The following is a 25,378-nucleotide window of genomic DNA, read 5'->3' on the forward strand; positions in this document are numbered from 1 at the left end:
GCAGAAAATGTCACCTGAAGCGGCATCCTCAAGCCCTTCAATCATAAATCAATTTCGGAAGAAAATTCGCTGATGGTTTAAAAAATCTATATGAAGCTGCAGGACGTTAGCCAGAAACTTCATTGTTAGACGGAGAACCATTTCCTTAAACAGAAAGGAACCGCCCTCACCGGGACGGTTCCTTTTTGCTGTCTTGATTTTGGAGATACAAAGTGAACATTTCTTCAAAGTCCAGTGCCTCCAGGCTCATTATTTTGTCATAGCTTTCCAGGACCTTCAGCTTTATTTCTTGTTCCAGGTCTTCGCGGTCCTGATAATGTGTATTCTTCAGTGACTTTTTGATCTTTGGCGTTAAGCTTTCCAGCATATCCAGCACTTCTTCTCTTGTGGGTCCTGATAGATATTCTTCCATTAACTAATGTTCCTCCGCTCAACAGGTTTGTTCATTGCAGCTTTACGCAATTTTTCCAGGCTTTTTTTTCGAAGGCTTGAGATGTTTTGCGGACTTTCATTGAATAATTGCGCAATTTCCTTGTTAGCATAGCCTTCTACATAAAAAAGATAGAGGATTTTCCTCTGTTTCTCATGGATTTCATGATTAATAGCTTTGTATAGTTTCCTGTCTGAAACCAAATTGGACAGATGGCCCAAGCTAAGCTGATCCTCAAGATCCGGCCAATGGTGATCGAGATGATCGAGCATATTCTGCTCACTATCCTGTTCCCCATTTATTGGCCTATCAACAATCAATTGGTATCTCTCCCTCCTATTCCTTTCTCTTTTATCAAAATCCACTGAAAAAAAGTGGATAAGAGATGATAAGTATTTATATATTTTTGCTCTTAAATAAAACCTTCGGAACCTGGCGTTTAAATGCGCTACATTTTCGCTGCTTGGAAATAAAAACGCCTCAAGCAGCAAGTTAGAATGTTCCGGTATTTCAAGAAATGCTTTTACAACCGGCTGTTCAAAGAAGTTTCTGTGCTTTGTATAGAAGTCTACGAATTTATTTGGCAGGTTTTGTATATTATTTTCCATATTTTTACCCTCCCTCTCTTATTAAAGTGAAAAATATACTATTTTTATCAACCAAAACAGAACATTTGTTCGTAAAAATGGTTTTTTTTGATATTTATATAAATGATTTACATCTGGCGTTTTAATTTCACTTTATATTTTCAGAAAGAAAAAAAGAGAAAAAGGAGGTTGTTTTATGGATGGAATAGAGTGGCTCAACTTTTTCGGGAATGTCGGATTTCCCATTGCCATCACTGTTTATTTACTAATCAGGCTGGAAAAGAGAATGGATCTATTGATCTCGACTGTGCAGGATATGAAACATACTTTTTTGGAGGAAAAAGCAAAAAGATATAATGATGAGACTGGAGGGAATTAATTTGGAAGTCATTATATACACCAGTGACCAATGCGGCTACTGCAGAGCGCTGAAAGACTGGCTTTCCAGCCGCTCAGTCGGCTATAAAGAGAAAAATATCATGCGCGACCAGGAAGCCTATTCCGAATTCCTCGAACAGCAGCTGCCTGGTACGCCCTATACGCTGATACATGGCAAACAAGGAACAAAAAGTGTACTGGGCTTCAATACAGGGCGGCTTGAAGCCTTGCTTTTAGAAAATCAGCCATAAATAAAAGAAGCAACCCGGCCGGTTGCTTCTTTCTTTATTTAATATCCAATAGCCGGGCAAGCTTGAATTGATTGAATCCTACTATTTGATCCGCTGACAGGCCCCTCTTAATGATGGTCAGCGGCGTTCCCCAGGCCCCTGTTTGCTTGAATTCATTTCTAGCTTCTTCTTCATTGATATCTTTTTCCGTGAATGGAATCCCCCTGGCATTCAGCCAACCCGTTAACTGATGGCAAAAGAAACAGTCAGGGTTTGAATAGACAATCACCTCTAAATCAGTATGCAATATCTCCACCTCCCAATCATCTTCTCAATACTTTAAAGTGAAATTCTTTCAATAGAAATCAATCAAAAGAAAAACAAAATAAAATTCCGGATAAGATTGATTTTGCCATTTTGTTTTCACTTTTAGGAATATAAGGCGGCATAGCCAAGCGGTAAGGCAAGGGTCTGCAGAACCTTTATGCCCCGGTTCGAATCCGGGTGCCGCCTCCACTATATAAGAAGGAGTTGAAACAAATGGCAAATCGTTTCAGAGAGCTGAGCTTGTCTAATGTGAAATATCATTCAGGGCTCCATCAAAGCACAAAGTTAAATGAAAAGGCCGTGCTGGTTCAAAAGGTGCTCGGGCTTCAAGAAGTACAGAAGTTCAGCCAAAACCGCCAATTAGTCTTAGATGGAATTACAAAAAATGTGTATGCCCATACACCGAAATTTACGGTGGTCATACCTGTTGAACCTGCAGAGGATAACGGGCATGTCAGTTCCAGCGAAAGCCTGATGGTGTTTGTTGATCCGGCGGCAAGCATTTTTACGGTAAAACTGCTTTCCATTACAGCTGACAAGCTTGCCGGAACCATGACATTTTCCCTTGCAAATCCTGATGGAACAAATGCAGTAGCTTCAACATTCGACCAGAGCTTCAGGGAGATCGCCAAAGAGCAATCATCTGACATTGCCGTTCAGGAAACTTTCTCCCAATGCTTGAAACGCCTATGGGGCAATCTTCCTTGGTGGCTGCAGGCGGCATGTGCCGGCTCCTGCGGTGCCTGCTTCGGCCTCAATCCGGCAGCATGTGCGGTTTGCGCCGGATGCATCGGCGGCAATGCCATTGATTGTATTTAATACCAATATAAAAGAAAGCGAGTGATGATAATGGCAATTTCGGCTGATTATATCTCACCAAATGAGAAGGTGCATTTTGAAATCAAGGTCGATTCTGAAAATGCCCTGGTGGAAAGCCTCCGCGGGGAATCTGCGGTTAAAGAACTGACCAGAAAGTACCCGGTAGATTTCAACAAGGGAAGCCTGAACCTTTATAAGGGGATTGGGGGATTCAGCCTGGTATTCCCTATTCCATTCCAAAACAAATTCCTGGTGGCCTATTATGACGAAACCAGCCACCTGGCAAATTTGAAATTGATGGCCATTGAAACAAAGGACAATAAATTTGAGTTATCTTTCTCTACTGTGGATGAAACCCAGACAGTCAAAGGAATCTATGAGGATGAAGAATATATCCGGACAGAGATCCTGAATGATTCTGATCAGATTACAGTACAGGCTGCATGGGTTGATTGCCTGCAGGAAGGATTCGAGAGTCTGCCATGGGCTTTAAAGGCCCTTTGCTCAGCAGCATGTGCGGCAGTGTGGACAGGCGTTGGGCTTGCCGCTTGCGCCGGCTGCCTTACCGGAGTAGGAATCACCTGCCCAAAATAAACATCGCTTTCTAAGCAGGATGAAGCCGTATATACTTCTGGAGTTGTGCAGCTGACTCATTTTAATTTTTGGATCTCTGCTGATTAAGATTCAACACCATTTTCCTTTTCAATTAAAAACAGGCAGGGGACTACCTCCCTGCCTGTTTATTGTTTTTCATAAAGTTGCTTGCAACGAAAAGCACAATTCCGATGATGGTCAGAATCCAGCCAGCACTGTCAAAGGGCCTTGGATATTCAATCAGGCCGGCCACATCAATAATTCCAAGGGCAAAAATCCAGGTAGCTAAAATAATCATCGCTTTTTTAGACATACATACTCCTCCTAAAATTCTTTCTTTTGATAAATCCTTGCAGACAAACGGTAAGACAGGTAAAAAACAAGCATGATGATGACCGATCCTGCCAGGCCATAAATCCATTTATTTTCCATGGCAGCGCTATAGAAACGAAGTAAAAACTCAGGGACAGAAGAGCTTTCGTCCATATAAAAAATGACCGCCAGTACACCGACCACACTGAAAAGGATGATATAAAAGGCAACTTTTCCGTATTTAAAATACACTGGAAAGTACACACTGGCCAGAACGATCATTAAAGCAGCTGCGGCCCAAAGGCCTGAAGGGCTGACCGGGATGGCCTCCCCAGCCATTGCCGAATAAATCAACATAACGATCAGGGTCAGGGCAACTCCAAAGGGTATAAATAGAAGCCCTTCAATATATCTTGAAGCAATCACACTGCTCCTTTTAACAGGAAGGCTGATTAGAAACTTGTGCGTCCGGTACTTTTCCTCCTGGTTGACCAAATCCATCAAAAGGAAAAGAGGAATCAAGACAGCGCTGCTTTCCGGAGCTTCAAAAAAGATTCCCAGAAAAATACTGTAAAACAGGACAATCAAAATATTCCTCGGTTTAGCCAGCACAAGGATGTCTTTCCGGATTAAATGACTCATATCGTCTCCCCTTCCCCCTTCGTATAAAAGAACATGATATCCTCCAAATTCGGTGTTTCTGCTAAAAGGCCGAGTGATTCAGGGTCACTCTGGAATTCACTCTTTTTGATCAGTGCTTCAAACATGGTTTCTGTTGAGCGCAGACCGATTAAATTTTTCCCCGAAATGCCTTTTAGCACCTCGCTTGAACCCTTGATGATCAGGTGGGCGTCGATGATATCGTCCTTGGCTTCGCTTAAGATGATTTTCCCTTCATTGATGAAAGTCACATAGTCCGCAATCTTATCCAGTTCAGTCGTAATATGCGATGATATCAAAATCGTCTTATTCTCATCCATCAGGATCTGACTGAGTATATCGATCAATTCCCTCCTGAATACAGGATCCAATCCGGAAGTGGGCTCATCAAGAACAAGGAGTTCAGCGTCATGTGATAAAGCAAGTGCCAGCGAAAATTTCATCTTCATCCCTTTGGACAGGTCCTTGAACTTTTTATCCAAGGGAAGTTTAAACTTTTTCATATACCGGTTAAACCGCTCCTCATCCCAGCCTGGGTAAAAAGAGCAAAACATGCTCTTTAGGCGCTTGAGCTTTTCATCTTCATAAATTCCCATATCGTCATAGACAAAGCCGATTTTATTTTTCAAAAAAACTTCATTTCCTTCATACTTCTTGTTGAATAAGAGAACTTCTCCCTGGTCCGGATACATCGTATTCATGATCATGCTGATCAAGGTCGTCTTCCCGGCTCCGTTTGGCCCGATTAAACCCATGATATACCCCTTCGGCACCTGGAGATTAATATCCGTCAAGCCGAAGCCGTCAAACTTCTTGGAAACATTTTTTAATTCAATGACACTCATGCCTGCCCACGCTCCCTTAGCTTCTTTTCAAATATTTCTCTAACTTCATCAAAGCTTAAACCGGTCCCGATCAGTTCATTGATCAAGCGGTCAATTTCCTGTTCATATAACACAACTGAATTGGCCTGGAGCTGCTGCAGGCTGTTTTCAGTCACAAAAGAGCCTGAACCTATCCTGAATTCTATAAATCCTTCCCGCTCGAGTTCTTCGTAAGCCTTCTTTGTCGTGATGACGCTCACCTGAAGATCCTTGGCGAGCTTTCTGATCGAAGGGAGATTTTCCCCCGGCAGCAGCTTCCCGGAAAGAATCTGCTTTTTCACTTGTGAGGTAATTTGAGCATAAATGGGTTCCTTGTTCGATTTTGAAATCACAATATGCATGAATTCACCGCTTTCACTGGCCATCAATTAAATTGTTTATACTGTATATGTATAGCATATACAATTTTCTTCGTTTTTACAATAACTTACAAGGAAGCTTATTCATTTCAGGAAATATTACCTATAAGTACCTCAACACACCATGCCCCATAGGAGCACAAAGCTCAGCGCCATTACATTCCTGCATCATGAGAATTTCTTTCGGTATCCATAGCTGTCAGACGCCCAACAATCATCGGGCTTATAGGCAAGTCCCTATCACTTCTATTTCAGCACGACAAAAAAGACAGAGCTTTGCGCCCTGCCTTTTTCCTGATATTCAAGAGATTACAGCTTAAACTGCCCAATCGCCTCCTGCAGTTCAACGGCCATTTTGGCCAGCTCCTGCGCAGCGTATGAAACATCTTCCATGGAAGCGCTCATTTGCTGGGATGAGGCTGCAACGGTCTGAGAGTGGTCGTTCACTTCAACCGTTGTCTGTGATACCTGCTGAATATATTGGACAACCTCCTGGATGCGCTCCCTCATTGTATCCATGGCGGTTCCAGCTTCCGTGACGTCTTCTGCAACACCCATGACAGAGCCGCGTATTTCACCGAAGGCTGTTCCGCTTTCGGTTACAAGCTGAAGGCCATGTTTTGCGGACTCTGATCCTTTGTTGACAAGGTCCATGGAATCCTGGATTCCTTCTTTGATATCAACAACGATTTCATTGATCTGCAAGGCTGATTGGCTTGATTGCTCTGCCAGCTTGCGGACTTCATCCGCTACAACAGCAAACCCTTTTCCATGGTCCCCGGCTCTTGCCGCTTCGATGGCTGCATTCAAGGCAAGGAGGTTTGTCTGCTCTGAGATGGACTGGATCATCATTGTAATCTGGCCGATTTTATTGGACATTTCGCTCAGCTCGCCGATTTTCTCGGCAGAGGAAGTGACATGCTGGTTGATCTCGCCCATCTGCTGGACAGTTCTGCTGACAACCTCGCTTCCTTTATTGGCGGTATCCGCCGATTGGCTGATTGAATTTCGCACAGCAAGCATGCTTGCCCCGACCTTCTCCACATGCCCGGTTACTTCATTAATGACTCCGACTGCTTCTTCCATCGCGTCGCTCTGCTGGTCTGTACCTGAAGCAACTCCCTGGATGGATTCAGAAATCTGGTTGGATGCCTTCTGGTTCTCAGCCGAGCCCGCTGCCAGCTCCTCAGAAGTTGCTGATAATTGCTGGGAACCATCAGAGATCTTAGTGATCATTTCTTTAAGATTACCTGCCATCAGGTTATAATTCCGGCCCATTTCCCCAATTTCATCATTAGATTTGATCTCCACCTGCTGTGTGAGATCGCCCTTCGACATGAGCATAGACAGGTCGCTGATTTTTTTAATGTTGCCTGTGATGCGAAGGCTCATAAAGATGGAAACCAGCACAGCAATGATTGCCACGACGGCTCCTAAAATCAGTAAGGCCTGGCGGATTTGACCGGCTGTTGCAGCCAATTCACCTTGTTCTATGACGGCAATATATTTCCATCCTTCATTATTAGAGCTTACTACATTCAGCACATAATCCTTGCCGTCGATTTCTGTTTCAAAAGAGCCATCCTTTGATGATTGTGTCAGACCATTAATTTTCAAATCAGAAATCGCCTTAAAGTTCATCTCCGGTTTCTTAGGGTGCGCCAGAATCGTTCCGTCCCCTTGGGCAAGCATAACATAGCCATTTTTCCCGATCTTAATGTCCTTGACAAGGTCTGTCAGTCCGCCCAGGCTGACATCGAACCCAAGCACACCAACTTTTTTCCCGCCCTGTTCAATGGCTGATACATTGCTGACAATGATAGCGTCAGAGCCGTTTGCCGCATAGGCGCTTGTCATTTTAACTTCGCCTGAGCTGTCAATACCTGTTTGGTACCAAGGGCGCTCTCTCGGGTCAAAGCCCGGGGTGGTAGGCCCTTCCGGATACTGGACATAACCGCCGTCCTCAGTTCCCATATAAACATAGGCTGCATTTGTATGTGTGCTGCCGAACTGCGAGAACACCTGGAAAATTTCCTTTTCCAGTGCGCCATTTTGGGAAGGCGTCATCTCAATCGTGTCACCGCCAGATGCATTAATATAAGAAGTGATGCTATCATCTGCCTTTTGTACATCTGGATTCGTCGCCAATAGCAGGGCATTTTCCCTGATGGATTGAAAATAGATGGAAATGGCATTGTCCACCTGTTTAATTTCTCTTTCACTCGATCTGATAAAATCTTTTTCCGTCCGGTCAGTAACAGTGCGATCCACAAAGAACCCAATAAGCACCATCGGAACGATCGCCAGAAGCAGGGAGTACACAAGGAGCTTCCATTTAAACGAAATGTTCTTTTTATTCATATTTTCCATGCCCTTCTTTTAAACAAGAAAAAGGCATGGGGGATGCCTTTTCCCTGTTGTTTTATTTTTACTCTTCGATAAGCGGCTTGAAATAAGCTGTCTGTCTTGAGACGATCAGGAATTCCTGATTGAACCATGCGTCAGGCTGTACCGTCTTAAAGGAAACGATGAACGCTTCTTCACTGCTGCTTGAGGCTGCCATCGGCTGATCGAGCGCGTAGAGCGGATCCAGTGTATAAAGGCTGCTGCGCCCCAGGTAGTTTTCTTCCGTTCCTGTATAGTTGGCCACAACTGTATAGGCCTGGGCCCCGATTGCCACTGCATCCCATGTCACCATTGAGCCGTCTGGATAAGGATTGGCAGATACCCGCTTCTCGATTTCCATATCGCCGCCATACTGCCCATTCCACGCTGACGGGATGGCAATGATATCAGCACGATTGACTGCGAGCACCCCGGAAGCTTCCGGATAGACAGCATCCTCGCCTATGAGGATCCCGACTTTACCTAAAGCCGGAGTTTCAAACACAGGCAAATCATTTCCTGCCTCGGCCCACTTTTTATCATTCTTGCTTATATGTGTTTTTTGATATTTACCGGCCATCTCGCCATCTTCTGTTACCAACGCAGCAGAGTTATAGAGCTTGCCGTCTTCTTTTTCAACAAATCCGTAGATGATCGATGTTTTGAATTCTTCTGCAAGAGCAGCCATGACTTGTGCTGTCTCACCGTCAGCCTTTTCAGCCAGCTTTTCGATCTCTTTTTTATCCAGACCTTTGACAGGACCTGTTGCAGAAAGCTCAGGAAGGACAACAAGATTCAAGTCCGCGTTCTTCTCCTTAGCATCCTTGATCAGATCCGCAACCTTTTGCCTATTGGCCTCTTTGTCGCCAATGGCAGGCTCATATTGGAGCGCGGCTGCTGTAACATCCTTCGGTTCTGCTGTTTTTGTATAGTCCCAAGGAGCGACTTTCAGCATCAGATCTTTGTAAAGCTCAGGTCTTCGTTCTTTCAAATACTCTTTGTTCCGGTTATCATACTCTTTCGGATCGATCGTCGCATACGTAATCGTTGTTTCATTGATATCTTCGCTTGGATCCATGACTACAGCGGCTTCAGCAAGCTTTTTGCCTTCCGGTGACCAGATGGCGCTGCCGCCGATCATATGGAAGCCGTTCTCTGTATTGGAACGGTTGGCGCTGACTACGTACATTCCATTCTGCTGAGCCCTTGCAGGCAGGGCAGAAATGGCCTGTGCCGATGAATTAGTAGGGAATGCGAGAATATCGGTACCCTGCGCTCCTGCTAATCTTGCAGTCTCCCAATAAGCTGAATCCATACAAACATTGATGGCTATTTTTCCAAGCTTCGTGTCAAAAACAGGAACACCGAGGTCGCCCCAAGCTCCCCAATGCATTTCCGTTTCCCACATTTGCGTTTTGCGGTATTTGCCTACATAGCCTTCAGGACCGACAAGAGCGGCAGCATTATAATAAAGGGTCGTTTTCTTATCTACCTCTGGCATACCGAATACCACATAGGAGTCATATTTCTTGGCCAGCTTGGCAAAAGCATCGGTCGTCTTTCCAGGAATCGTGTCCACAAAAGGCTCGATCGCTTTACGGTCAGCATAATAATAGCCTGTTGTTGCCATCTCGGGAGCAACAACCAGCCTTGCGCCTTTCTTGAAGGCCTCCTCAGTCACCTTTAAAAGCTCTTCTACGTTTTTATCCCGTTCATTTAAAATGGGGTTAAATTGAACTGAAGCCACCTCGAATGGTTTTATCAGTTCCTGATGGCTGTCCTTCCCCTTAGCTTCTGCAGGCTGGTCCGCCTGCAGCCATTGATAGCTGCCCGCTGCAATGAGCGTCAGCACAACGGCTACAATGATAATTAACTTTCTTGGCTGCATGTTCTTCTCCTTTAATTGTTTTATTTCGGGTAAGAAAAATATATGGCTTCATTGCATGTTTACCGGTAAAAAGCAAAAAGATGGCCACTCCAAATAGTTGGAACAGCCATCTGTGCATTCAGGCTAATCCGGCGGCCTGGCGATCATAGCCCCTATAAGGAACCTTAGACCCATGGCTTTGCGTCCCTGCCTTTCAGCAGGTTTGCCTTTATCAGAATGAGCATATAGTCGTGATTAAAATTACCCATTTCATTATCACTTTATTGTGTATCGGAAAATTATTTGCATTGTTTATAGAAAAATTAAAGTTCAACTAGTGGGTTTTTTCTGATATTTTTATTGTGGTACCAGGTAACATAAAAAGACACTTCTGCTGGATTTGTCCTTTTGCCATACCTGGCACCCACAAAAGACACTTTTCTTCATTTGTCCATTTGACGTACCTGGTACCGCGAATGGCACCGCCAAAATAAGGCAGATTAAAACAGGCGCCAGCTAATGGCCTGGCGCCTGTTTTTATTGCTATGTTTAGTCGACTGCCCTGTCTTCAAACGGGTATTTGATGATTGCCGGGGTTTTGGGATCGGCTATTTCGTAGACGGAGGAGCCTACGATTTTGGCGACTTGCAGCAGTTTTTTCTTATCGATTTTATCAATGGTGTCTGTTGGCTGGTGATACCAGGGCTCGACAGGCGAGTGGATGAACAGGGCTGAAGGAATGCCGAGCTCATGGAATGGCTGGTGGTCGCTTCGCCCCAGCTGGCCATAAGGGATTACTTGGTTGAAGATATCATAGCTCGACTCTGCGCCGAGGTCGGTTACAAGATTCTTTTTCCCATCAATCGTGTACATGATCAGTCCGCCGGCCGGCTTATCTTTTCCGGCATCACGGCCTCCGATCATATCCATTTGGAAATGGGCGACCATATTTTCAACATCTGATTTTGGCAGGGAAGCTGCATAATAGGAAGATCCGACAAGTCCCCTTTCCTCTGAGCCAAACGTCAGGAAGCGGATGTCGGTATCAGTCTTTTCTTTCGCAAAAACCCTCGCCAGCTCCAGAACTGCAGATACACCGGAAGCATCATCATTGGCACCCGGCCCGCCCGGCACGGAATCATGATGGGCCCCTACCGTAATGATCTGCCCAGTCGGCTTTTTCGTTTTAGCCTTCATATGGGCAATCACGTTATAGGAGGTCTTTTCGATTTTTTCGACATCCACGTCCAAGCTGACGGAAACTTCTCCCGCTTTCACCTGCTCAGCAAGTTTAAGACCTTCTGTCCTGCCGATAGCCACCGCCGGGATATTTTGCCCTTCGCCTGCTTGTCCAAACTCACTGCCTTCCGGGGCACTGTTATACATAAGAACGCCCACTGCCCCTTTTGCAAGGACATTGGCGATTTTTTCAACAAAAGGAATGTCACCGCGTTCGACCAGAGCGATCTTCCCTTTCACATCTTCGCCGACTTCCTCAACTGTAGCCTTTCCTGCAAAAACCAGCGGAGCGGTTACTTTCCCGCTGGCACTTCCGCTGAATGCATGTGGAGTACCTTCAAAATCCTGGTCACCAATTTTCACAAAGACGTGGTTTGTTTGGTAGTCATAGATAGGGAAAGGCTGGATCTTCGTTTGATAGCCAAGCTTTTTAAACTCGCTTTCTATGTATTTTACTGCTTTCAGCTCTCCCTCAGTCCCTGCCTCGCGGGGCTGCTTCGAGAGCATTTCAATGGTGTTGTACATATTATCTGCACTAATCTTTTTCAATAGCTTGCTGTCTGCATAGCCGTGATTCTGCACAACGGGTGCAAGAGTTGGTGTAACAGCTGACGCTGCCTGGACAGAACCGGCTGTCAAAACAATCCCCGCTGCCAGAACCATACCTAACGATTTCCGCTTCATCATATTCCTCCTCTAATCTATTAATTCCAATTCTATTATTTAATTGTTTGAAAATTATGTAAATATTAATCGTTCTACAAAATTCTTGTTAACAGGGTAAAATGAAGTCTTTTATTCACGAAACGGCGCGAAAAGGTGGGAAATAAGGAATACACAGGCATACTTCTGCTCATGAAAAATCAATCCTTTTCCTTATAAGACAATACTGGGAATACTGGTCATTTTTCCCTCTTGGCGGTACTATCTTCGAGTACCAAAAATTTTAGCAGAAATATAAATTCGAAACGGAGAGACAGCTATGAAGAACAAACGCTTCCTTTTTTCTCTATTCCTTTCTCTGGCGCTGATCCTTTCAGCCTGCACAATTATGGATAAAGAGGCGAGTACTAAAGATATTGATCAGCCGGATGAATCCGTGGCGGAAAAGACAGCCACAGAAGAAACGGTTCAAGTTGAAGAAAACTTGGAAACATTTAAAAAAGAGGAGTTTAACTGGCAAGGAGAATGGGTTTTTCTGAGTGATGATAACCTGGGAAAACTAAAAATCGATAGACAGGACGGCAATACAATCCAATATCAATTAAGCGGTTCCGTCATCAATCCTAATAATAATGAATCATATTTCAATGTTATGGAAGGTTCGGGGACTATTGAAGGCGAGAAGATTACATACACAAACAATCTTTCTGAAGACTGCGGCGGTGTAATGATCCGCTCTGGCGACAAACTTACATTGACTGCAGCCAATGAGTCCTGTCATACACCGCAAGTGTATCTGGATGGGGAGTACATAAAAAAGGATAGTATTTCAGGACCTCCACTTCTATCCATAAGAGACGGCCAGTTTATCGTCAGAGGCCTCACTTTCGGAGATGCCCCCTCCCAGGCCAAGTCCCTGCACGGAAACCCTGCCTTTGAAGGGCCAGATGAGGATGGGTTCTATGAGTGGATACAAAAGTACGAGGATAAAGAGCTTTTCATATCGTATTATAATAAACAGCTTGATTCTTTGAATTCAGATGCCCCGGCCATGCAATTCCAGGAAGAAGCCGCCAGCCTCCCGGGTGAGCGATACAAAATGGAGGATGGAACATATTATATTTATCTTCCTGAAACAGAACAGCTGCTTATTTATACCGAAAGCAGCAAAGGTGAAGGCACCATCAGCTTCTTCATAACCCACGCAGACGGAAACTTCCACGCTGGAGTAGAAAACGGATGGATTGTGCCGGATGAGTAAAATTAGAGTGCAGTTGTTTCGGTACCAGGTACCATGAAAAGACACTTTTGCCCTTTTTGTCCACGGGGAGTACCTGGTACCATAATACTGATCAATATTAAAAGGCAGCGGACTTAGGCCCGCTGCCTGTATGCTTCTTTAAGGACGTTTAATAAATCCTGCGCCGCCATCGGCTGCATCCTGTACATGGAGACCACCCAGGAGTTCTTCATGAAAGGAGCCAAGCATCCATTTATCGAGTACGTTGCCGTTTAAGTCTGTAACAACCGTTCCATACGGTCTGATCAGGACTGCTATTTTACCTTCAAACTCATTGAATCCAGTTACTCCCGAGTAAATCTTTTTCTTTTGATGGGTAAACAAATCAAATGAAAGAAGGTCGTTCCCATTCATATAAAATACTTTTGAACCTGAATAATCAATGTTATAGTCAGAAAGATTCAATACAGCCTTTTCAACATCCCCTGACTTTTCGATCAGTTTATTGTTCTTTGTATAGTAAATTTTATTGTTGAAGAAATAAGTATTTGAGTAAGCAGGCAAATCTGTTTCAGTGAATTTGCCTTCTTTAAAAAGGTAATGCTTCTTTCCTTCAGGAGTAACGAGTGCAAAAAGGATGCCTCCATTGACTATTTGCATATTGGCGTCATTTCCATAATAGAATCTGAATTCTTCATCTGCTTCCTTACCGTAAATTTCTTTAAATGGATATGTTATTTTCGGCTCAGGATAAACATTATCCTTAAAATCCGCCTTTAATGTAGCACTAAAACCTGGAATGCTATTCCCGTAGAGATATTCTCCATTTAGTACAAACCTTCCATAGTCCCCAGCCATTGGCTCAATACCGGCCCTTTCCTTATCAACTAAAGCCCGGTAAAGGAACACAGAGAAGCTTGCACGGGAAGTCGCTTCTGAAGGGGCAAAAGTCCGGTCTCCCTTGCCGCCAGTAATGCCGCTTGCTGCAAGGGCGGATACATCTGTGTAATTCCAATAATCCCTCTGGATATCCAGGAAGTAAAAGTTCTCATTTCTTTGGAGCTCAAAAGCCCTTGTCAGCATAGAAGCCATTTGAGCCCTTGAGACCGGTTCACCCGGCCGGAAGTATCCATTAGAACCGCGGATGATGCCAGCTTCATTGATCGTTGCTGCCACCTGATACATTGGAGAGCTTTTTTTAATATCTTTGAATACTGTCTCTTTATTCGTGACAAAAGGCAAATCCAAGGCCTTGATCAGCATGGCAGCTGCCTGATACCTTGTTACCGGCTTGCTCGGTTTAAAGCTACCATCCGGATAACCGCCAATGATACCGCTCTCAGACAGAGTCAAAATTTCCTTTTCGGCCCATAACCCCTTTGTATCAGAAAAAGACGCAGCCTCCGCCTTAAGGAACGGGAATGCCGCAAAAGCCACAATTAAAGCTGATATGAAAGAAACTACCCTTTTCACCTGAATCTCTCCTTTCTTTAATAGAATTATAGCATTAAAAATGTAAAAATAAGGATTTTTTATCCTTCGGCATTCTGCCTGGTAATTGGGTACCAGGTATCACAAAAAGACACTTTCACCCTGTTTGTCCATGGGGAGTACCAGGTATCATCAAAAGACACTTTAGCCCATTTTGTCCATGGGCCCTACCTGGTACCACAAAAAGACACTTCCACCCTTTTTGTCCTTTTGCCCTGCCTGGTACCCTATCAGAAGACAGCACCCGCAATACAAAAGGCAGAGCCGCAGCTCTGCCTTTTGTATTGGTAACGGTACCTGGTACCCGTCTTAAATTCAAACGATATACTCAGCCTTTTCCCCGCTGTCATCGATATACTCGATAGTAGTCTTGTTAGTTTGCAGATCAATGAACAGCGAGCAGTGTTTGCTGCCGTTTTGCCAGGAGAGGCGGATTTCGCTGTCTGGTGAGTCGATGACCCGGAACTCTCCGCCGAATGCTTCATAATCATTGCGGAAGCGGATAAGCTTCAGGAGCCTCCGGACGACTGGCTTTTCCAGGGATTCTTCTATTTCATCAAGGCTGAAGTTATGGCGGTTGATTTCGCGGCCTTCGCCGGTGCGCGCTACATTTTCCACATCATTCTCACCGGCAAGAAGCCCGACATAATAGACCTGCGGGACGCCCGGCGTGAAGAACTGAATGGCTCTTGCAGCAAGATAGGCATCATCGTCGCTGTTCAGGACGGAATAGTAGGAGCAGCGGATCTGGTGGACATCAAATCCATCCTCTGCCTTATGTTCGTCAGAGAGGATCAGGCTCAGGTTCGATCCCCTTTCAAGGCAGACATCCACAATGTCCTTCGCTTCCTTTGTATCGATGAGGCCGTCAAGGTCAGGCTTGACCGGGATGCCGTCATGGCAGTCGAGCATGGTGAACTGCTTGTGCGGACGGTTCTTCAGGTAGTCAGCCAGGTTCTTGCTTGATTTGTTGATCAGGGTCTCGAGTACACGGTATGGCAGGATAAAGTCATAGATCCAGAAGCCGTGTTCCGCTAGCTTGTACTGAATGGAATAATGGGAATGAACCTCCGGCAGAAGCTCAATGCCCAGGGAATCCGCCAGCTCCATAATCCAGTCAAGGAACTCATAAATTTCCGGTTCGACAAAGAAGGAGCTGGTGCCAAGCTTTTTCACCACATAGCCGACTGCATCAAGGCGGACAATTTTCACGTTCTGCTCCTTGAAATTGGTGAAGAAGTCGGTTAATAGCTGTCTGACCTGCTCTGATTTGATATCAAGGTCAATCTGTTCAGAGGGATCTGTTTTGCCAAAAGTGGTCCATACCGTCTCCTGTTCGCCGGTTTCCTCTATTGTGAAGGTTGAATACGGGAGCGGCCTCCGCAGGAACATCTTGTCAATATCCTCCTGTACAGGCTTTCCGTCTTCCCAAAGCTTGTCGAGGGTGATGAACAGATCGGCATACTTGGATTGGCGGCCTTTTGCCAAAAAGTCCTGGAAATACTCGGATTTCTGCGAGATGTGGTTGACCATCAGATCGACAAGGACATCAAACTTTTCCCCGATCCTCCGGATATCTTCCCATCCGCCGAATTCAGGTTCAATTTCAAGATACGTCAGCGGGGCAAATCCCCGGTCGCCTGAAGATGGAAAAGGCGGGAGGATATGCACGCCGCCTTTGAAAATGTCAGCAAAATGTTCTGTCAGGACTTTGTTGAGCATTTTCAGATCTCCGCCGAGGGAGTCTGGATACGTGATAAGCTGTACTTGATTTTTAACTGCCATTTCTACCCCTCCTACAGTCCGTACAATTCTTTTAGTTGTTCAAGCGGCGGCATGCTGCAGACTGCACCTGTGAATTTTAATTTATAGGCGCTTGCTGCTGAACCCAGCTCCAGGGCTTCCTTTAAGGAAAAGCCTTTTACCAGTGCCGTATAAAATCCTGACCAGAATGCGTCCCCTGCACCGGTCGTGTCGATTACCTCAGTCGCCAGCGGCTTGATGCGGAAGGTTTCTTCGCCATTGGATACGATTGCTCCATCCTTGCCGATCGTCAGGATGACAAGCTTTGCGCCAAGATCAAGGAATTTGCGGATCTGATTTTCATGGGTGTCTTTTCCGAACAGCCGCTCAGCATCGTCCTCCGAAGGCTTCACAATATCCACTTTTCCAATGATGGATTTAACGTACTCAATTCCTTCCGTGCCTTTTTTCCACACCATCTCGTGGTAATTCGGATCCAGACAGACCAGAATCTTTTGGCTCCTTGCCTTTTCAATCACTTTTTCAATAGTATGGCGGGCCGGTGCCATGGAAAGCGGCCAGCAGGAAAAGTGGACGATTTTTGAATCCAGCAACGCCTTTTCAAGCTCTTCCGTGTATTCAAGCTGATAGTCTGCCCCGCGGTAAAAGATGGGATCTGGCGTTCCTTTGCTTTTTGCGACCACAACCATACTGGTGGACGAATCCACGCGCTGAACAAGTCCCGGGTCGATCCCTGTTTTGCGGAGATGGCTGATAAGAAAGGTTCCCAGCCCGTCTTTCCCTACTGCAGAAGCGACCAGGGAACGGATTCCCAGCCTTTTCACATTCATGGCAATATTGGCCGGTGATCCGCCAAAATAGTTATGATATACTGCCGGCTCATCTGCCGGGCTGTAGTCTTCCGAAATCATGTCGATCAGGATTTCGCCTATCGTTAAAATATCATTGCCTTTCGGCTGGAATTCAATTTTCTCATCTAATTTAAGCATCGTAATCCTCCATCGCTGTACTTGCTGCAACTGGTATTAAGGGAAACTCTTTCTGCTCCTTTTTCAAGCGGACAGCCCGTTCTATCAGGCAGCCTGTACCGCTCTAAACCGCCAGGCAGCCTCTGTGACTAAACCTTCTGCAGGAGAAAAACTCTTACAAAAAATGAGTGCAAAAAGAAATCTGCTGCTCTATTCTTACTTTAGAAAATACACCCTTGTTTCGTAAGGCTTTAATGCGAATTCCTTCTGCAGCTTTATTTCAGAAACATCATAGTTATTTAAAACCAGTTCACTTGAAGCGCAGCTGATTGCCTCGGGCAGCTCCATTTTTTCAGGCTTACCATGGAAATTACAGATCACTAGGGCCTTGTCGCTTCCCATTGTCCTGGTGTAGACAAACAGATTCGGATGGTCAGGAAGGAAAAGCTCGTACTCTCCGTATACAAAGACTGGATTCTCTTTGCGGAGGGTGATCAGCTTTTTATAAAAATGAAGAATGGAATCTTCATCCTTTAGCTGGCTTTCAACATTGATAGTACGGTAATTCGGGTTAAGGCCCAGCCACGTTTTATTTCCCTCCGTAAAGCCGGCCATATGCGAGGAATCCCACTGCATCGGAGTCCGTGAATTGTCGCGGCCCTGTTTCCAGACGACTTCCATTATTTCTTCGTGCGGCACGCCTTTTGCGGCTTCCACTTTGTAATAGTTCACCATTCCAACATCGTTATAGTCTTCAATGGCAGGGAATTTCACATTGGTCATCCCGATTTCCTGGCCCTGGTAAATGAAAGGCGTTCCCTTCATCAGGAAGTAAAGCGCCCCAAGCATTTTCGCGCTTTCTTTCCAGTGTTGCTGGTCATTGCCCCAGGATGAAACACGGCGCGGCTGGTCATGGTTTTCGATGAACAGTGCATTCCAGCCCCTTCCTTCAAGGCCTTCCTGCCATTTGGTCAAAGCTTTCTTGAGGGCCCTGACGTCCACAGTATCTTTTGTGTCCTTGTCCCACAGGTCCAGGAATTCAAATTGAAAAATCATATTAAAATAGCCATTTTCCTCGCCGACCCATTTGTCAGCATCTGGAATGCCCACTCCATTCGCCTCACCAACGGTCATGACATCATAGTTGCGGATCGTCCTATCAGCGAATTCTGTCAGGAAATCATCAATCCCGGGGAAGTTCATCATCTTCGGAAAAGATGGGACCACATCAAGGTTGTCTGGATTAGGCATATCCGGGAAACCGGGCTCTTTTTTGATATGTGAAATGGCATCGATCCTGAATCCATCAATTCCTTTTTCAAGCCACCAGTTGACCATTTCGTAGAGGGCTTCTCTTACATCAGGATTCTCCCAGTTCAAATCCGGCTGACGGGCAGAGAAAATGTGCATGAAATATTGTTCTGTTTCCTCATCATATTTCCACGCCGGCCCGCTGAAGATGGATTCCCAGTTATTCGGTTCCTTGCCATCCTTGCCGTCACGCCAGATATACCAGTCCCTTTTCGGGTTATCTTTTGAAGACCTGGATTCTAAAAACCATGGATGCTCATCGCTCGTATGATTGATCACCAGATCGAGGATCAATTTCATCCCGCGCTTATGGACTTCTTCAAGCAGAAGATTGAAATCCTCCATTGTGCCGAATTCATCCATAATATCCTGGTAATCAGAAATATCGTAGCCATTATCATCATTAGGCGACTTATACATCGGGCAGATCCAGATCACATCAATCCCCAGGTCTTTAAGGTAATCAAGCTTCGTTACGATTCCTTTTAAGTCCCCGACGCCATCTCCATTACTGTCCATAAAGCTCCGCGGGTAAATTTGATAAGCTACTGCTTCTTTCCACCATGCTTTTTTCATCTCGCTGCAATCCTTTCGTTGTGCATGCATTTTTTCCGGCAGGTTTCTGCCTGGTTCAGGTGTGAAATCAGTGTAAATGGCGTTTTTTTTGAAAAATACTTACCGGTATTGCCGCCGGTTCACACTGATTCAGCCCACTTTTTCAGATACTCTGCCTGGTTTTCTATTTTTTCTCCCTAAATTTGCGGGGATTCTCCCCAAAATCCGGGATAATCATTCCGTCTTACATTTACTTCCAAGCCAGAAACTCCTTGGCGTAAGTCCAGCTTATTTTATAGACCCCTGCATCACACCGTTAATAATCGCTCGCTGGCCGATCATGTACATGATCAGGATCGGGATGACGGTCAAAAGAATCGCCGGAATCAGCAGTTCCCAGTTATTCATATATGTGCCGTTGAATACTTTCATCTGGACCGGCATTGTATAGACCGATTCATTGTTCAGCACCAGTGATGGCAGCAGGTAATCGTTCCAGATCCACAGCACGTTCAAAATGGAAATCGTAACTGCGATAGGCTTCAGCATCGGAAGGACGATCAGGAAGAAGATTTGCAGGGAATTGCAGCCATCGATTCTTGCTGCTTCCTCAACTTCTATCGGGATCGATTTGATAAAGCCATGGAACATGAATACGGAAAGCGCGCTGCCGAACCCAAGGTAGAAAATAATCAGTAGCGGAATGGGAATCGCGTCAATCAGCTGCAGCTTCGCCCCATAGATATAAATCAGCGGGATCATGAGCGACTGGAACGGGATTACCATTGATGCAACCAGCACGGTGAAAAAGAATTTATTGAATTTGGATGGCCTTCTCACCAGATGGTATGCCGCCATGGCCGAGAAAAAGACAATGAACAATGTGCTCAGGGTGGTAACGATGAACGAGTTCCTGAAGGTGACGCCAAAGTTCATCATGTTGATCACATCAGCAAAATGAGCGAAATTCCAGTTTTCCGGAAGGGCGAAGGGACTGGTCAGGATTTCCCCATTGGTTTTGAATGAGTTGACGATGAGCAAAATAAAAGGAAAAATAAAACTTACTAAGGCAATGATTGCCAGTAGGTATAGAAAAGTGGTAGTGACAATTTTTTGCCTGGCCATTATGCTTCGACCTCCATTTTCTTGCTGGAATAAACCTGAAAGCCGGTTACAGCCGCTACAATTACAAACAGGATAATGGCCTCAGCCTGTCCTGTCCCATAGTTCGATTCAATAAAGGCTTTATTGACGACATGCATGGATACCATCTTGGTGCTGCCAAAAGGGCCGCCATTTGTGAGAGCGAAATTCAGGTCATACACCATGAATGCATTTTTTAAAGAAAGGAACCCGGTCACTACGAACGAAGGAATCATTAAAGGTAATGTGACGTTCAGAAGCCTTCTCATCGGGCCGGCTCCATCAATTTTGGCTGCTTCGATCAGTTCTCTTGGCACACTGATCAATCCGGCGATGAAAATGATCATCATATAGCCGGCTGTCTGCCAGATGGTTACGATGACAAGCGACCAGAAAGCCATTGTCGGATCCCCTAGCCAGCCAAGCTCAAGCCATTCAATGCCGAGCTTGGTGCCCAGCGCAGGCAGCGACTGGACAAAGATGAACTGCCAGATATAACCGAGGACCAGTCCGCCGATCAGGTTCGGGGTGAAATAAGCAGTCCTTAATGAATTCTGGATTTTCAGGCCGGACGTAACCAGGTACGCCAAACCAAAACCGAACAAGTTGACAAAAAACACGGTTGCCACAACAAACTTAAGTGTCAGCCAGAGCGATTTCCAAAACTCCGCATCTTTAACAGCTTCTACATAGTTCGCCAGGCCTGCAAACACCACCGGATCAGCCGGGGTCTGCATGGTATTAAAAGTGAGGAAAAGGCCGTATCCAAATGGGACCAGTACGGTGATACAGAAAAAAAGGAAAACAGGGCCCAGGAATAAAAGCGAGTTGCCGATATCACCTATTTTTTTATTTTTCTTCATGCTTCCACATCCTGTCTGTTAGGTAAAAAAAGCAGGCAGGATAAGGTGCTCTCCGCCTGCTTTTTTGTTTTCACTTGAGTCTGGATTACTCTTGGTGAGTCTTATAATAGGTTTCAAATGCTTTTGCAAGGTCTTCTCTCTTGCTTTGATTCGCAATGTATTTCTGAACCTCAGGACCAAGGATAGTAGTCCAATCCCCTGTATTGATATAGTTGGTGCTGAAAGGCATTGTTTTGCCGGCAGCAAGCGCATCACTGATGGCAACGCCAAGCGGGTTGGTTACTTTGTTCGGATTGTTTTTGAATGCTGAGATGATCTGAGATTTATTAACGATGAAGTCTTGTCCTGCTTCATCGTATACAAGCCAATTCAAGAATTCTTTCGCAGCGTCCTGTTCTTCTTTCGAAGCTTTCTTGTTCACGACAAATGCTTGAGTAGGACCGGCTGCAATTTTGTTGTTCAGCGGGTTATCAGGATTGTTGTCGACAGGGACAGGCATGAATCCAAAGTTTGTGCCTTCAAGCGCTTTCAAAGAATCAAAAGCCCAGTTCCCGTTGAAAAGCATCGCAGAATCGCCTTTTCCGACAGCTACGTGCGCAGCATCATAGTATTGGCCTGTCGGACGTGCGCCGAACATGTTGTAGTCCTCGGAAATCAGCATGTCCATTGTGTCATAGTAGCCGTTCCATGCTTCATTCTTGTTATAATCGAATTCTCCGGCTTGCACTTCTTTCAAAGTTTCAGTTGGATCTTCTGTCTGATTTAGAAAGAGAGAGCTGTAGTGGTTCGCAACTGACCATGCTTCAGTCTGATAAGCCACAGGCTGCTTCACACCAGATTCCTTGATTTTGTCCAAAAGATCTGCCAGCTTGTCACGTGTATTGATAGAGAATGGATCAAAGCCTTCGCCTGCTGCTTTTTCAACAACTGTCTGGTTGTAAACAAGTCCCATACCTTCCAGGGCGAACGGGAAACCGATTACATTTCCTTCTTCATCTTTAATGGCATCGCTTGTTTCTTCATTCCATTTTTCATCAGACAAATCAATTCCTACATCTTTATATTTATGAGTGGCATCATAAGGAGAAAACATCGCTAATGTAACCGTTTTCCCAGAAGCGGAAAGCTTATCATAAACGTTCAATGCGTCTCCGACGGCCACTGATTCAACCTGTACATTGATGTCCTTATGATCAGCCATGAAATCCTTTGCGGCCTGCTTGAACTGGGCATCAATCTCACCCTTGCCGTTTGTAACAATAATGTTTACTTTCCCATCTTTTGAGCCTGCATCTCCTTCAGACGAATTGCCTGAGCAGGCTGCTAGAGAAAAGGTTAATGCGGCTGCCATGCCGGCAGCGGCCGTCTTTTTGAACATTCCTGATTTAGAGAAATTGAACATTTTTTTACTTCCTCTCTATTTAAGAATAGTAGCAGACAAGAGCGAAAACCGCTCTTTCTGCATAAGTTGTGAAAAGGTTTTCCTAGCTCTTACATTTATGATTATATAAATTATTTAATAGTTTGACAAGTCTTTTTGAAAACGATTTCCTAAAAGTATATTTTTCTATGAAATAATGATTTTTTCTATCAGTTATACCAATTTCTTTACGCTGTCCCGCAGGCTCAGCCGGTAATCTACATAATGCTCCAGCGTCTCGGCGCCCGGCTGTGCAATATTATGCAGAAGAGCCTCCATTGCAATGGACCCCATGGACTCAAAGTCGACCCGGACTGTTGTCAGCTGAGGGCGCACAAGGGTTGCCAGTTCAATATCATCAAAGCCTGCGATCGAAAAGTCATCCGGCACCCGATATCCCCGGTCCTCTGCACAATTTTTAGATCCAATTGCAATTGTATCGGAAGCACATACAATTGCAGTCGGAAGATCCATTTTCCTAAGCAAAATTTCCATGGCCTCATATCCATCCCTTGAGGAAAAATTGCTTTCAATAAGGTAATCCCGGTTTACAGGAAGCCCCTGGCGGTTCATTTCGTCTATAAATCCCTTGTAGCGCGAATATCCCGCTGACTGATCATGCAGCGGCCCATGGATCATCCCGATTTTTTCATGGCCGCAGCGAACCAAATACCTCACCATTTCTGTGACAGGTGCATAGTTGTCCACATCCACCCAGGGGATGTGATGCTCAGACATTTTCTGCCCCACCACAACAACCGGGATCTTGTTTTCTTTTATAAGCTTCACATGGCGCTCGGTTGTATGGATTGCGGATAGGATAATGCCGTCGACCTGCTTATCCCTGAATATTTCAAGAGATTTTAATTCCATCTCAGGATCCAGCCTGGTATTGCTCAGAATAATATTGTAGCCATTCCTGTTAGCCACTTCCTCGATCCCATTGATCAGCTCGGCGGAGGTATAGTTGATCTGCGGGAATATAACTCCAATTAGATTAGTAGATTTGCTGATAAGCCCTCTTGCAAGTGCATTGGGACGGAACTGGGTTTCGCGGATAACCCTCTCAACTTTTTCTTTTATTTCACTATTAACAGGCTTACTCTTATTGATCACACGCGAAACGGTGGCAACAGAGACGCCTGCCATTTTGGCTATATCTTTTATTGTTAAATTCATACCCTTTTCACCCTTTCAGGAAAACGCTTTCTCATTACTTTGAATCTATATTTATATAAAGGGTTTGTCAATAAGTTCAGGGAATCTTGCTTCTGGTGCCAAATGCTTCTGGTGCCAGGTATCACCAAAAGACACTTTCGCCTATTTGTCCACGGAGAGTACCTGGTACCACAAAAAGACACTTCCTCCCCATCTGTCCACGGAGCGTACCTGGTACCACAAAAAGACACTTCACCTCTTTTTGTCCACTGATGGTACCTGGTACCGTAAATGTGGTATATAATAGGCAGATGATTACAGCTGATGCGGAAATAGGTGAATGGAATGGAGATTGCGTTAGGGGTTATCGGGCCTGAGGATTCGGTCCGGCATATTATGGATTCGGCAGAGTCTTTTTCGGATTTGCGGCTGGTTCCTTTTTATTATGGGAGCCTGGAGGATATCGATGGGATCATTGAGGAAAATCAGCAAAGGATTGACCAGTGGTTTTTTTCCGGGCAGGTCCCTTATACATATGCGTTATCAAAGAATCTGATCTGCGAGGAGAACAGCTTTTACCCTCCCCTTTACGGTGCGAGCCTGCTTGGGAAGGTGCTGGAATGCTACCTCGATAAGGAACGGGTGATAAAAAGCATCAGCCTGGATACGATTCAGGAAGAAGAGCTTGAAACGACGAAGCGCTATTTCTCTCTGCAGAGCCTGGAGATCCATTCTTTTTCTTATCCGGATTTCCGCCCTGTTGAGGAGCTGGCCGAGTTTCATATAAAGCTTTACCGTGAAGGCAGGACTGAAGCGGCTTTTACCTGTTTGCGGTCAGTATATGATTACCTTAAAAAAATGAATATTCCCTGCTATCGGGTGTACCCTTCTCATCTCTCGATTCAATTTGCACTGAGGATCCTGAAGGAACGGGGCCACTCAAGCTGGTACCAGCGGTCTCAGATGGCGCTGCTCGGAATCGAGCTCATCCAGCCGGACAATGACGGCGAGTTCTTTTTTTCATATGAAAGAAAGCACAAGGAGCTTGCGATGAAGAAACTTCTTATCGAGCTGGCTGAGCATGTGAACGGCTCATATGTCCAGATCGGCGACGGCCTTTATTTTATTTATACAACGCGCGGCGAGGTTGAGATCAAGCTTGATAAAAAGGATCTTTACGATCTGATTGAGACGGTTTATGCCCAGACCCAGTTCCGCCTAAGGATCGGGCTTGGATATGGGATCACTGCCCTGCAGGCTGAGGAAAATGTGCAGAATGCACTCAGGAGCGCAAGGCAGAAGGCCAAGCCGGCAATCGTTCTTGTTGATGAAAACGTGGAGCTGACAGAGTTTCATCCGTCCGGGGATTCAGTTACCTTTCATTCTAAAAAATGGAGTGACGAGGAATGGGCAGACACACTGAAAAAAGCGAATATCTCTCCTGTCGCTCTTTCTAAAATCCAGACATTGTCCAATTTTTATAAAAAAACAGAAGTGAATTCCCGCGAGGTGGCTGGCTGGCTGGAAAGCACTGAGCGGAATGCGCGGCGGATCCTTGCCGAAATGGAGACCATCGGCCTCGCTGAAAGCAAGTCAGTCCAGTCGGGCCAGTCAAAAGGCAGGCCGAGAAAGGTTTATAAACTGTTACTGAATGGTAATTAATAGCAATCCAGCAGGAGCTTTCTGCCGGATTGCTTTTTATTTTGCGTCCAGCCTTGCCCAGCCTTATTT

The 25,378-nt window shown here is 45.2% G+C and carries 24 protein-coding genes, 1 tRNA gene, 1 pseudogene and 1 riboswitch; of the genes and pseudogenes, 7 read left to right on the forward strand and 19 right to left on the reverse strand.

Annotation, left to right across the window (positions count from 1 at the left end; translation table 11 throughout):
- Positions 1–166 precede the first annotated feature (166 nt).
- Positions 167–412, reverse strand: coding sequence for a hypothetical protein (locus tag ACQCVH_RS11415; RefSeq protein WP_094769724.1), 246 nt, complete (start codon positions 410–412; stop codon positions 167–169).
- Positions 412–1,038: a sigma-70 family RNA polymerase sigma factor gene (locus ACQCVH_RS11420; protein WP_426835781.1), complete on the reverse strand. Its 627-nt coding sequence runs from the start codon at positions 1,036–1,038 to the stop codon at positions 412–414. Before ACQCVH_RS11420 ends, ACQCVH_RS11415 begins: the two co-directional genes overlap by 1 nt.
- Positions 1,039–1,213: 175 nt before the next feature.
- Here ACQCVH_RS11420 and ACQCVH_RS11425 point away from each other — a divergent pair, with 175 nt between their 5' ends.
- Entirely contained in the window at positions 1,214–1,396 is a 183-nt protein-coding gene (locus ACQCVH_RS11425; RefSeq protein WP_426835782.1) for a YvrJ family protein, read from the forward strand.
- A 1-nt stretch (position 1,397) separates the two neighbouring features.
- Positions 1,398–1,646, forward strand: coding sequence for a glutaredoxin family protein (locus ACQCVH_RS11430; protein WP_426835783.1), 249 nt, complete (start codon positions 1,398–1,400; stop codon positions 1,644–1,646).
- A 34-nt stretch (positions 1,647–1,680) separates the two neighbouring features.
- On the opposite strand, the gene ACQCVH_RS11435 is transcribed toward ACQCVH_RS11430, so the two are convergent.
- The gene (locus ACQCVH_RS11435) at positions 1,681–1,932 is read right to left on the reverse strand and encodes a glutaredoxin family protein (RefSeq protein ID WP_426835784.1); all 252 of its coding nucleotides are present in this window, start codon (positions 1,930–1,932) and stop codon (positions 1,681–1,683) included.
- 134 nt (positions 1,933–2,066) lie between these two features.
- Between ACQCVH_RS11435 and ACQCVH_RS11440 the strand changes: the two genes are divergently transcribed.
- The 3 genes from ACQCVH_RS11440 (at position 2,067) to ACQCVH_RS11450 (ending at position 3,365) form a co-directional block, all read left to right on the forward strand.
- Positions 2,067–2,141: transfer RNA gene (locus tag ACQCVH_RS11440), tRNA-Cys, on the forward strand.
- A gap of 24 nt (positions 2,142–2,165) precedes the next feature.
- Positions 2,166–2,771: a hypothetical protein gene (locus ACQCVH_RS11445; protein WP_426835785.1), complete on the forward strand. Its 606-nt coding sequence runs from the start codon at positions 2,166–2,168 to the stop codon at positions 2,769–2,771.
- A 24-nt stretch (positions 2,772–2,795) separates the two neighbouring features.
- Positions 2,796–3,365: a hypothetical protein gene (locus ACQCVH_RS11450; protein ID WP_426835786.1), complete on the forward strand. Its 570-nt coding sequence runs from the start codon at positions 2,796–2,798 to the stop codon at positions 3,363–3,365.
- A gap of 130 nt (positions 3,366–3,495) precedes the next feature.
- On the opposite strand, the gene ACQCVH_RS11455 is transcribed toward ACQCVH_RS11450, so the two are convergent.
- The 8 genes and pseudogenes from ACQCVH_RS11455 to ACQCVH_RS11490 form a co-directional block, all read right to left on the reverse strand.
- Positions 3,496–3,678, reverse strand: coding sequence for a hypothetical protein (locus ACQCVH_RS11455; RefSeq protein ID WP_426835787.1), 183 nt, complete (start codon positions 3,676–3,678; stop codon positions 3,496–3,498).
- Positions 3,679–3,689: 11 nt separating this feature from the next.
- Positions 3,690–4,319, reverse strand: coding sequence for an ABC-2 transporter permease (locus ACQCVH_RS11460; protein ID WP_248138355.1), 630 nt, complete (start codon positions 4,317–4,319; stop codon positions 3,690–3,692).
- Positions 4,316–5,182 carry an ABC transporter ATP-binding protein gene (locus ACQCVH_RS11465; protein ID WP_426835788.1) on the reverse strand — a complete coding sequence of 289 codons (867 nt, stop codon included), beginning with the start codon at positions 5,180–5,182 and terminating at the stop codon, positions 4,316–4,318. The genes ACQCVH_RS11460 and ACQCVH_RS11465 overlap by 4 nt, the downstream gene beginning before the upstream one ends.
- Positions 5,179–5,562: a GntR family transcriptional regulator gene (locus ACQCVH_RS11470; protein ID WP_426835789.1), complete on the reverse strand. Its 384-nt coding sequence runs from the start codon at positions 5,560–5,562 to the stop codon at positions 5,179–5,181. The genes ACQCVH_RS11465 and ACQCVH_RS11470 overlap by 4 nt, the downstream gene beginning before the upstream one ends.
- 327 nt (positions 5,563–5,889) lie before the next feature.
- The gene (locus ACQCVH_RS11475) at positions 5,890–6,837 is read right to left on the reverse strand and encodes a methyl-accepting chemotaxis protein (protein WP_426835839.1); all 948 of its coding nucleotides are present in this window, start codon (positions 6,835–6,837) and stop codon (positions 5,890–5,892) included.
- Positions 6,829–7,950, reverse strand: a pseudogene (locus ACQCVH_RS11480) (cache domain-containing sensor histidine kinase); the annotation flags it as partial. The gene ACQCVH_RS11475 and the pseudogene ACQCVH_RS11480, both read right to left, overlap by 9 nt.
- A 58-nt stretch (positions 7,951–8,008) precedes the next feature.
- Positions 8,009–9,853: a nitrilase-related carbon-nitrogen hydrolase gene (locus ACQCVH_RS11485; protein WP_426835790.1), complete on the reverse strand. Its 1,845-nt coding sequence runs from the start codon at positions 9,851–9,853 to the stop codon at positions 8,009–8,011.
- 127 nt (positions 9,854–9,980) lie between these two features.
- A riboswitch (cyclic di-GMP riboswitch) is annotated at positions 9,981–10,070 on the reverse strand.
- Between the two features lie 311 nt (positions 10,071–10,381).
- Complete coding sequence (locus ACQCVH_RS11490; RefSeq protein WP_426835791.1) at positions 10,382–11,758, reverse strand: M28 family peptidase; 1,377 nt, start codon at positions 11,756–11,758, stop codon at positions 10,382–10,384.
- Positions 11,759–12,053: 295 nt separating this feature from the next.
- Here ACQCVH_RS11490 and ACQCVH_RS11495 point away from each other — a divergent pair, with 295 nt between their 5' ends.
- Complete coding sequence (locus ACQCVH_RS11495) at positions 12,054–12,995, forward strand: hypothetical protein (protein WP_426835792.1); 942 nt, start codon at positions 12,054–12,056, stop codon at positions 12,993–12,995.
- A gap of 138 nt (positions 12,996–13,133) precedes the next feature.
- Here the strand turns inward: ACQCVH_RS11495 and ACQCVH_RS11500 are convergent, their stop codons facing one another.
- From ACQCVH_RS11500 to ACQCVH_RS11535, 8 genes are all read right to left on the reverse strand, one after another.
- Entirely contained in the window at positions 13,134–14,447 is a 1,314-nt protein-coding gene (locus ACQCVH_RS11500) for an S-layer homology domain-containing protein (RefSeq protein WP_426835793.1), read from the reverse strand.
- Positions 14,448–14,780: 333 nt separating this feature from the next.
- Positions 14,781–16,250: a sucrose phosphorylase gene (gene gtfA, locus ACQCVH_RS11505; protein WP_426835794.1), complete on the reverse strand. Its 1,470-nt coding sequence runs from the start codon at positions 16,248–16,250 to the stop codon at positions 14,781–14,783.
- Between the two features lie 11 nt (positions 16,251–16,261).
- Positions 16,262–17,218, reverse strand: coding sequence for a carbohydrate kinase family protein (locus ACQCVH_RS11510; RefSeq protein ID WP_426835795.1), 957 nt, complete (start codon positions 17,216–17,218; stop codon positions 16,262–16,264).
- A gap of 195 nt (positions 17,219–17,413) precedes the next feature.
- A complete protein-coding gene (locus tag ACQCVH_RS11515) occupies positions 17,414–19,084 on the reverse strand; it encodes a glycoside hydrolase family 13 protein (RefSeq protein ID WP_426835796.1) in 1,671 nt (556 codons plus the stop codon).
- A 267-nt stretch (positions 19,085–19,351) separates the two neighbouring features.
- Complete coding sequence (locus tag ACQCVH_RS11520) at positions 19,352–20,188, reverse strand: carbohydrate ABC transporter permease (protein WP_426835797.1); 837 nt, start codon at positions 20,186–20,188, stop codon at positions 19,352–19,354.
- The gene (locus ACQCVH_RS11525) at positions 20,188–21,069 is read right to left on the reverse strand and encodes a carbohydrate ABC transporter permease (RefSeq protein ID WP_426835798.1); all 882 of its coding nucleotides are present in this window, start codon (positions 21,067–21,069) and stop codon (positions 20,188–20,190) included. The genes ACQCVH_RS11520 and ACQCVH_RS11525 overlap by 1 nt, the downstream gene beginning before the upstream one ends.
- Before the next feature lie 85 nt (positions 21,070–21,154).
- The gene (locus ACQCVH_RS11530) at positions 21,155–22,471 is read right to left on the reverse strand and encodes an ABC transporter substrate-binding protein (protein WP_426835799.1); all 1,317 of its coding nucleotides are present in this window, start codon (positions 22,469–22,471) and stop codon (positions 21,155–21,157) included.
- A gap of 192 nt (positions 22,472–22,663) precedes the next feature.
- Positions 22,664–23,668: a LacI family DNA-binding transcriptional regulator gene (locus tag ACQCVH_RS11535; protein WP_426835800.1), complete on the reverse strand. Its 1,005-nt coding sequence runs from the start codon at positions 23,666–23,668 to the stop codon at positions 22,664–22,666.
- A gap of 324 nt (positions 23,669–23,992) precedes the next feature.
- Between ACQCVH_RS11535 and ACQCVH_RS11540 the strand changes: the two genes are divergently transcribed.
- On the forward strand, positions 23,993–25,309 hold the full coding sequence (locus tag ACQCVH_RS11540; RefSeq protein WP_426835801.1) for a hypothetical protein: 1,317 nt from the start codon (positions 23,993–23,995) through the stop codon (positions 25,307–25,309).
- Positions 25,310–25,378 lie beyond the last annotated feature (69 nt).

Origin of the sequence: Bacillus infantis (assembly GCF_050107595.1) — a bacterium.
Classification (GTDB): Bacteria; Bacillota; Bacilli; order Bacillales; family Cytobacillaceae; genus Bacillus_AB; species Bacillus_AB infantis_C.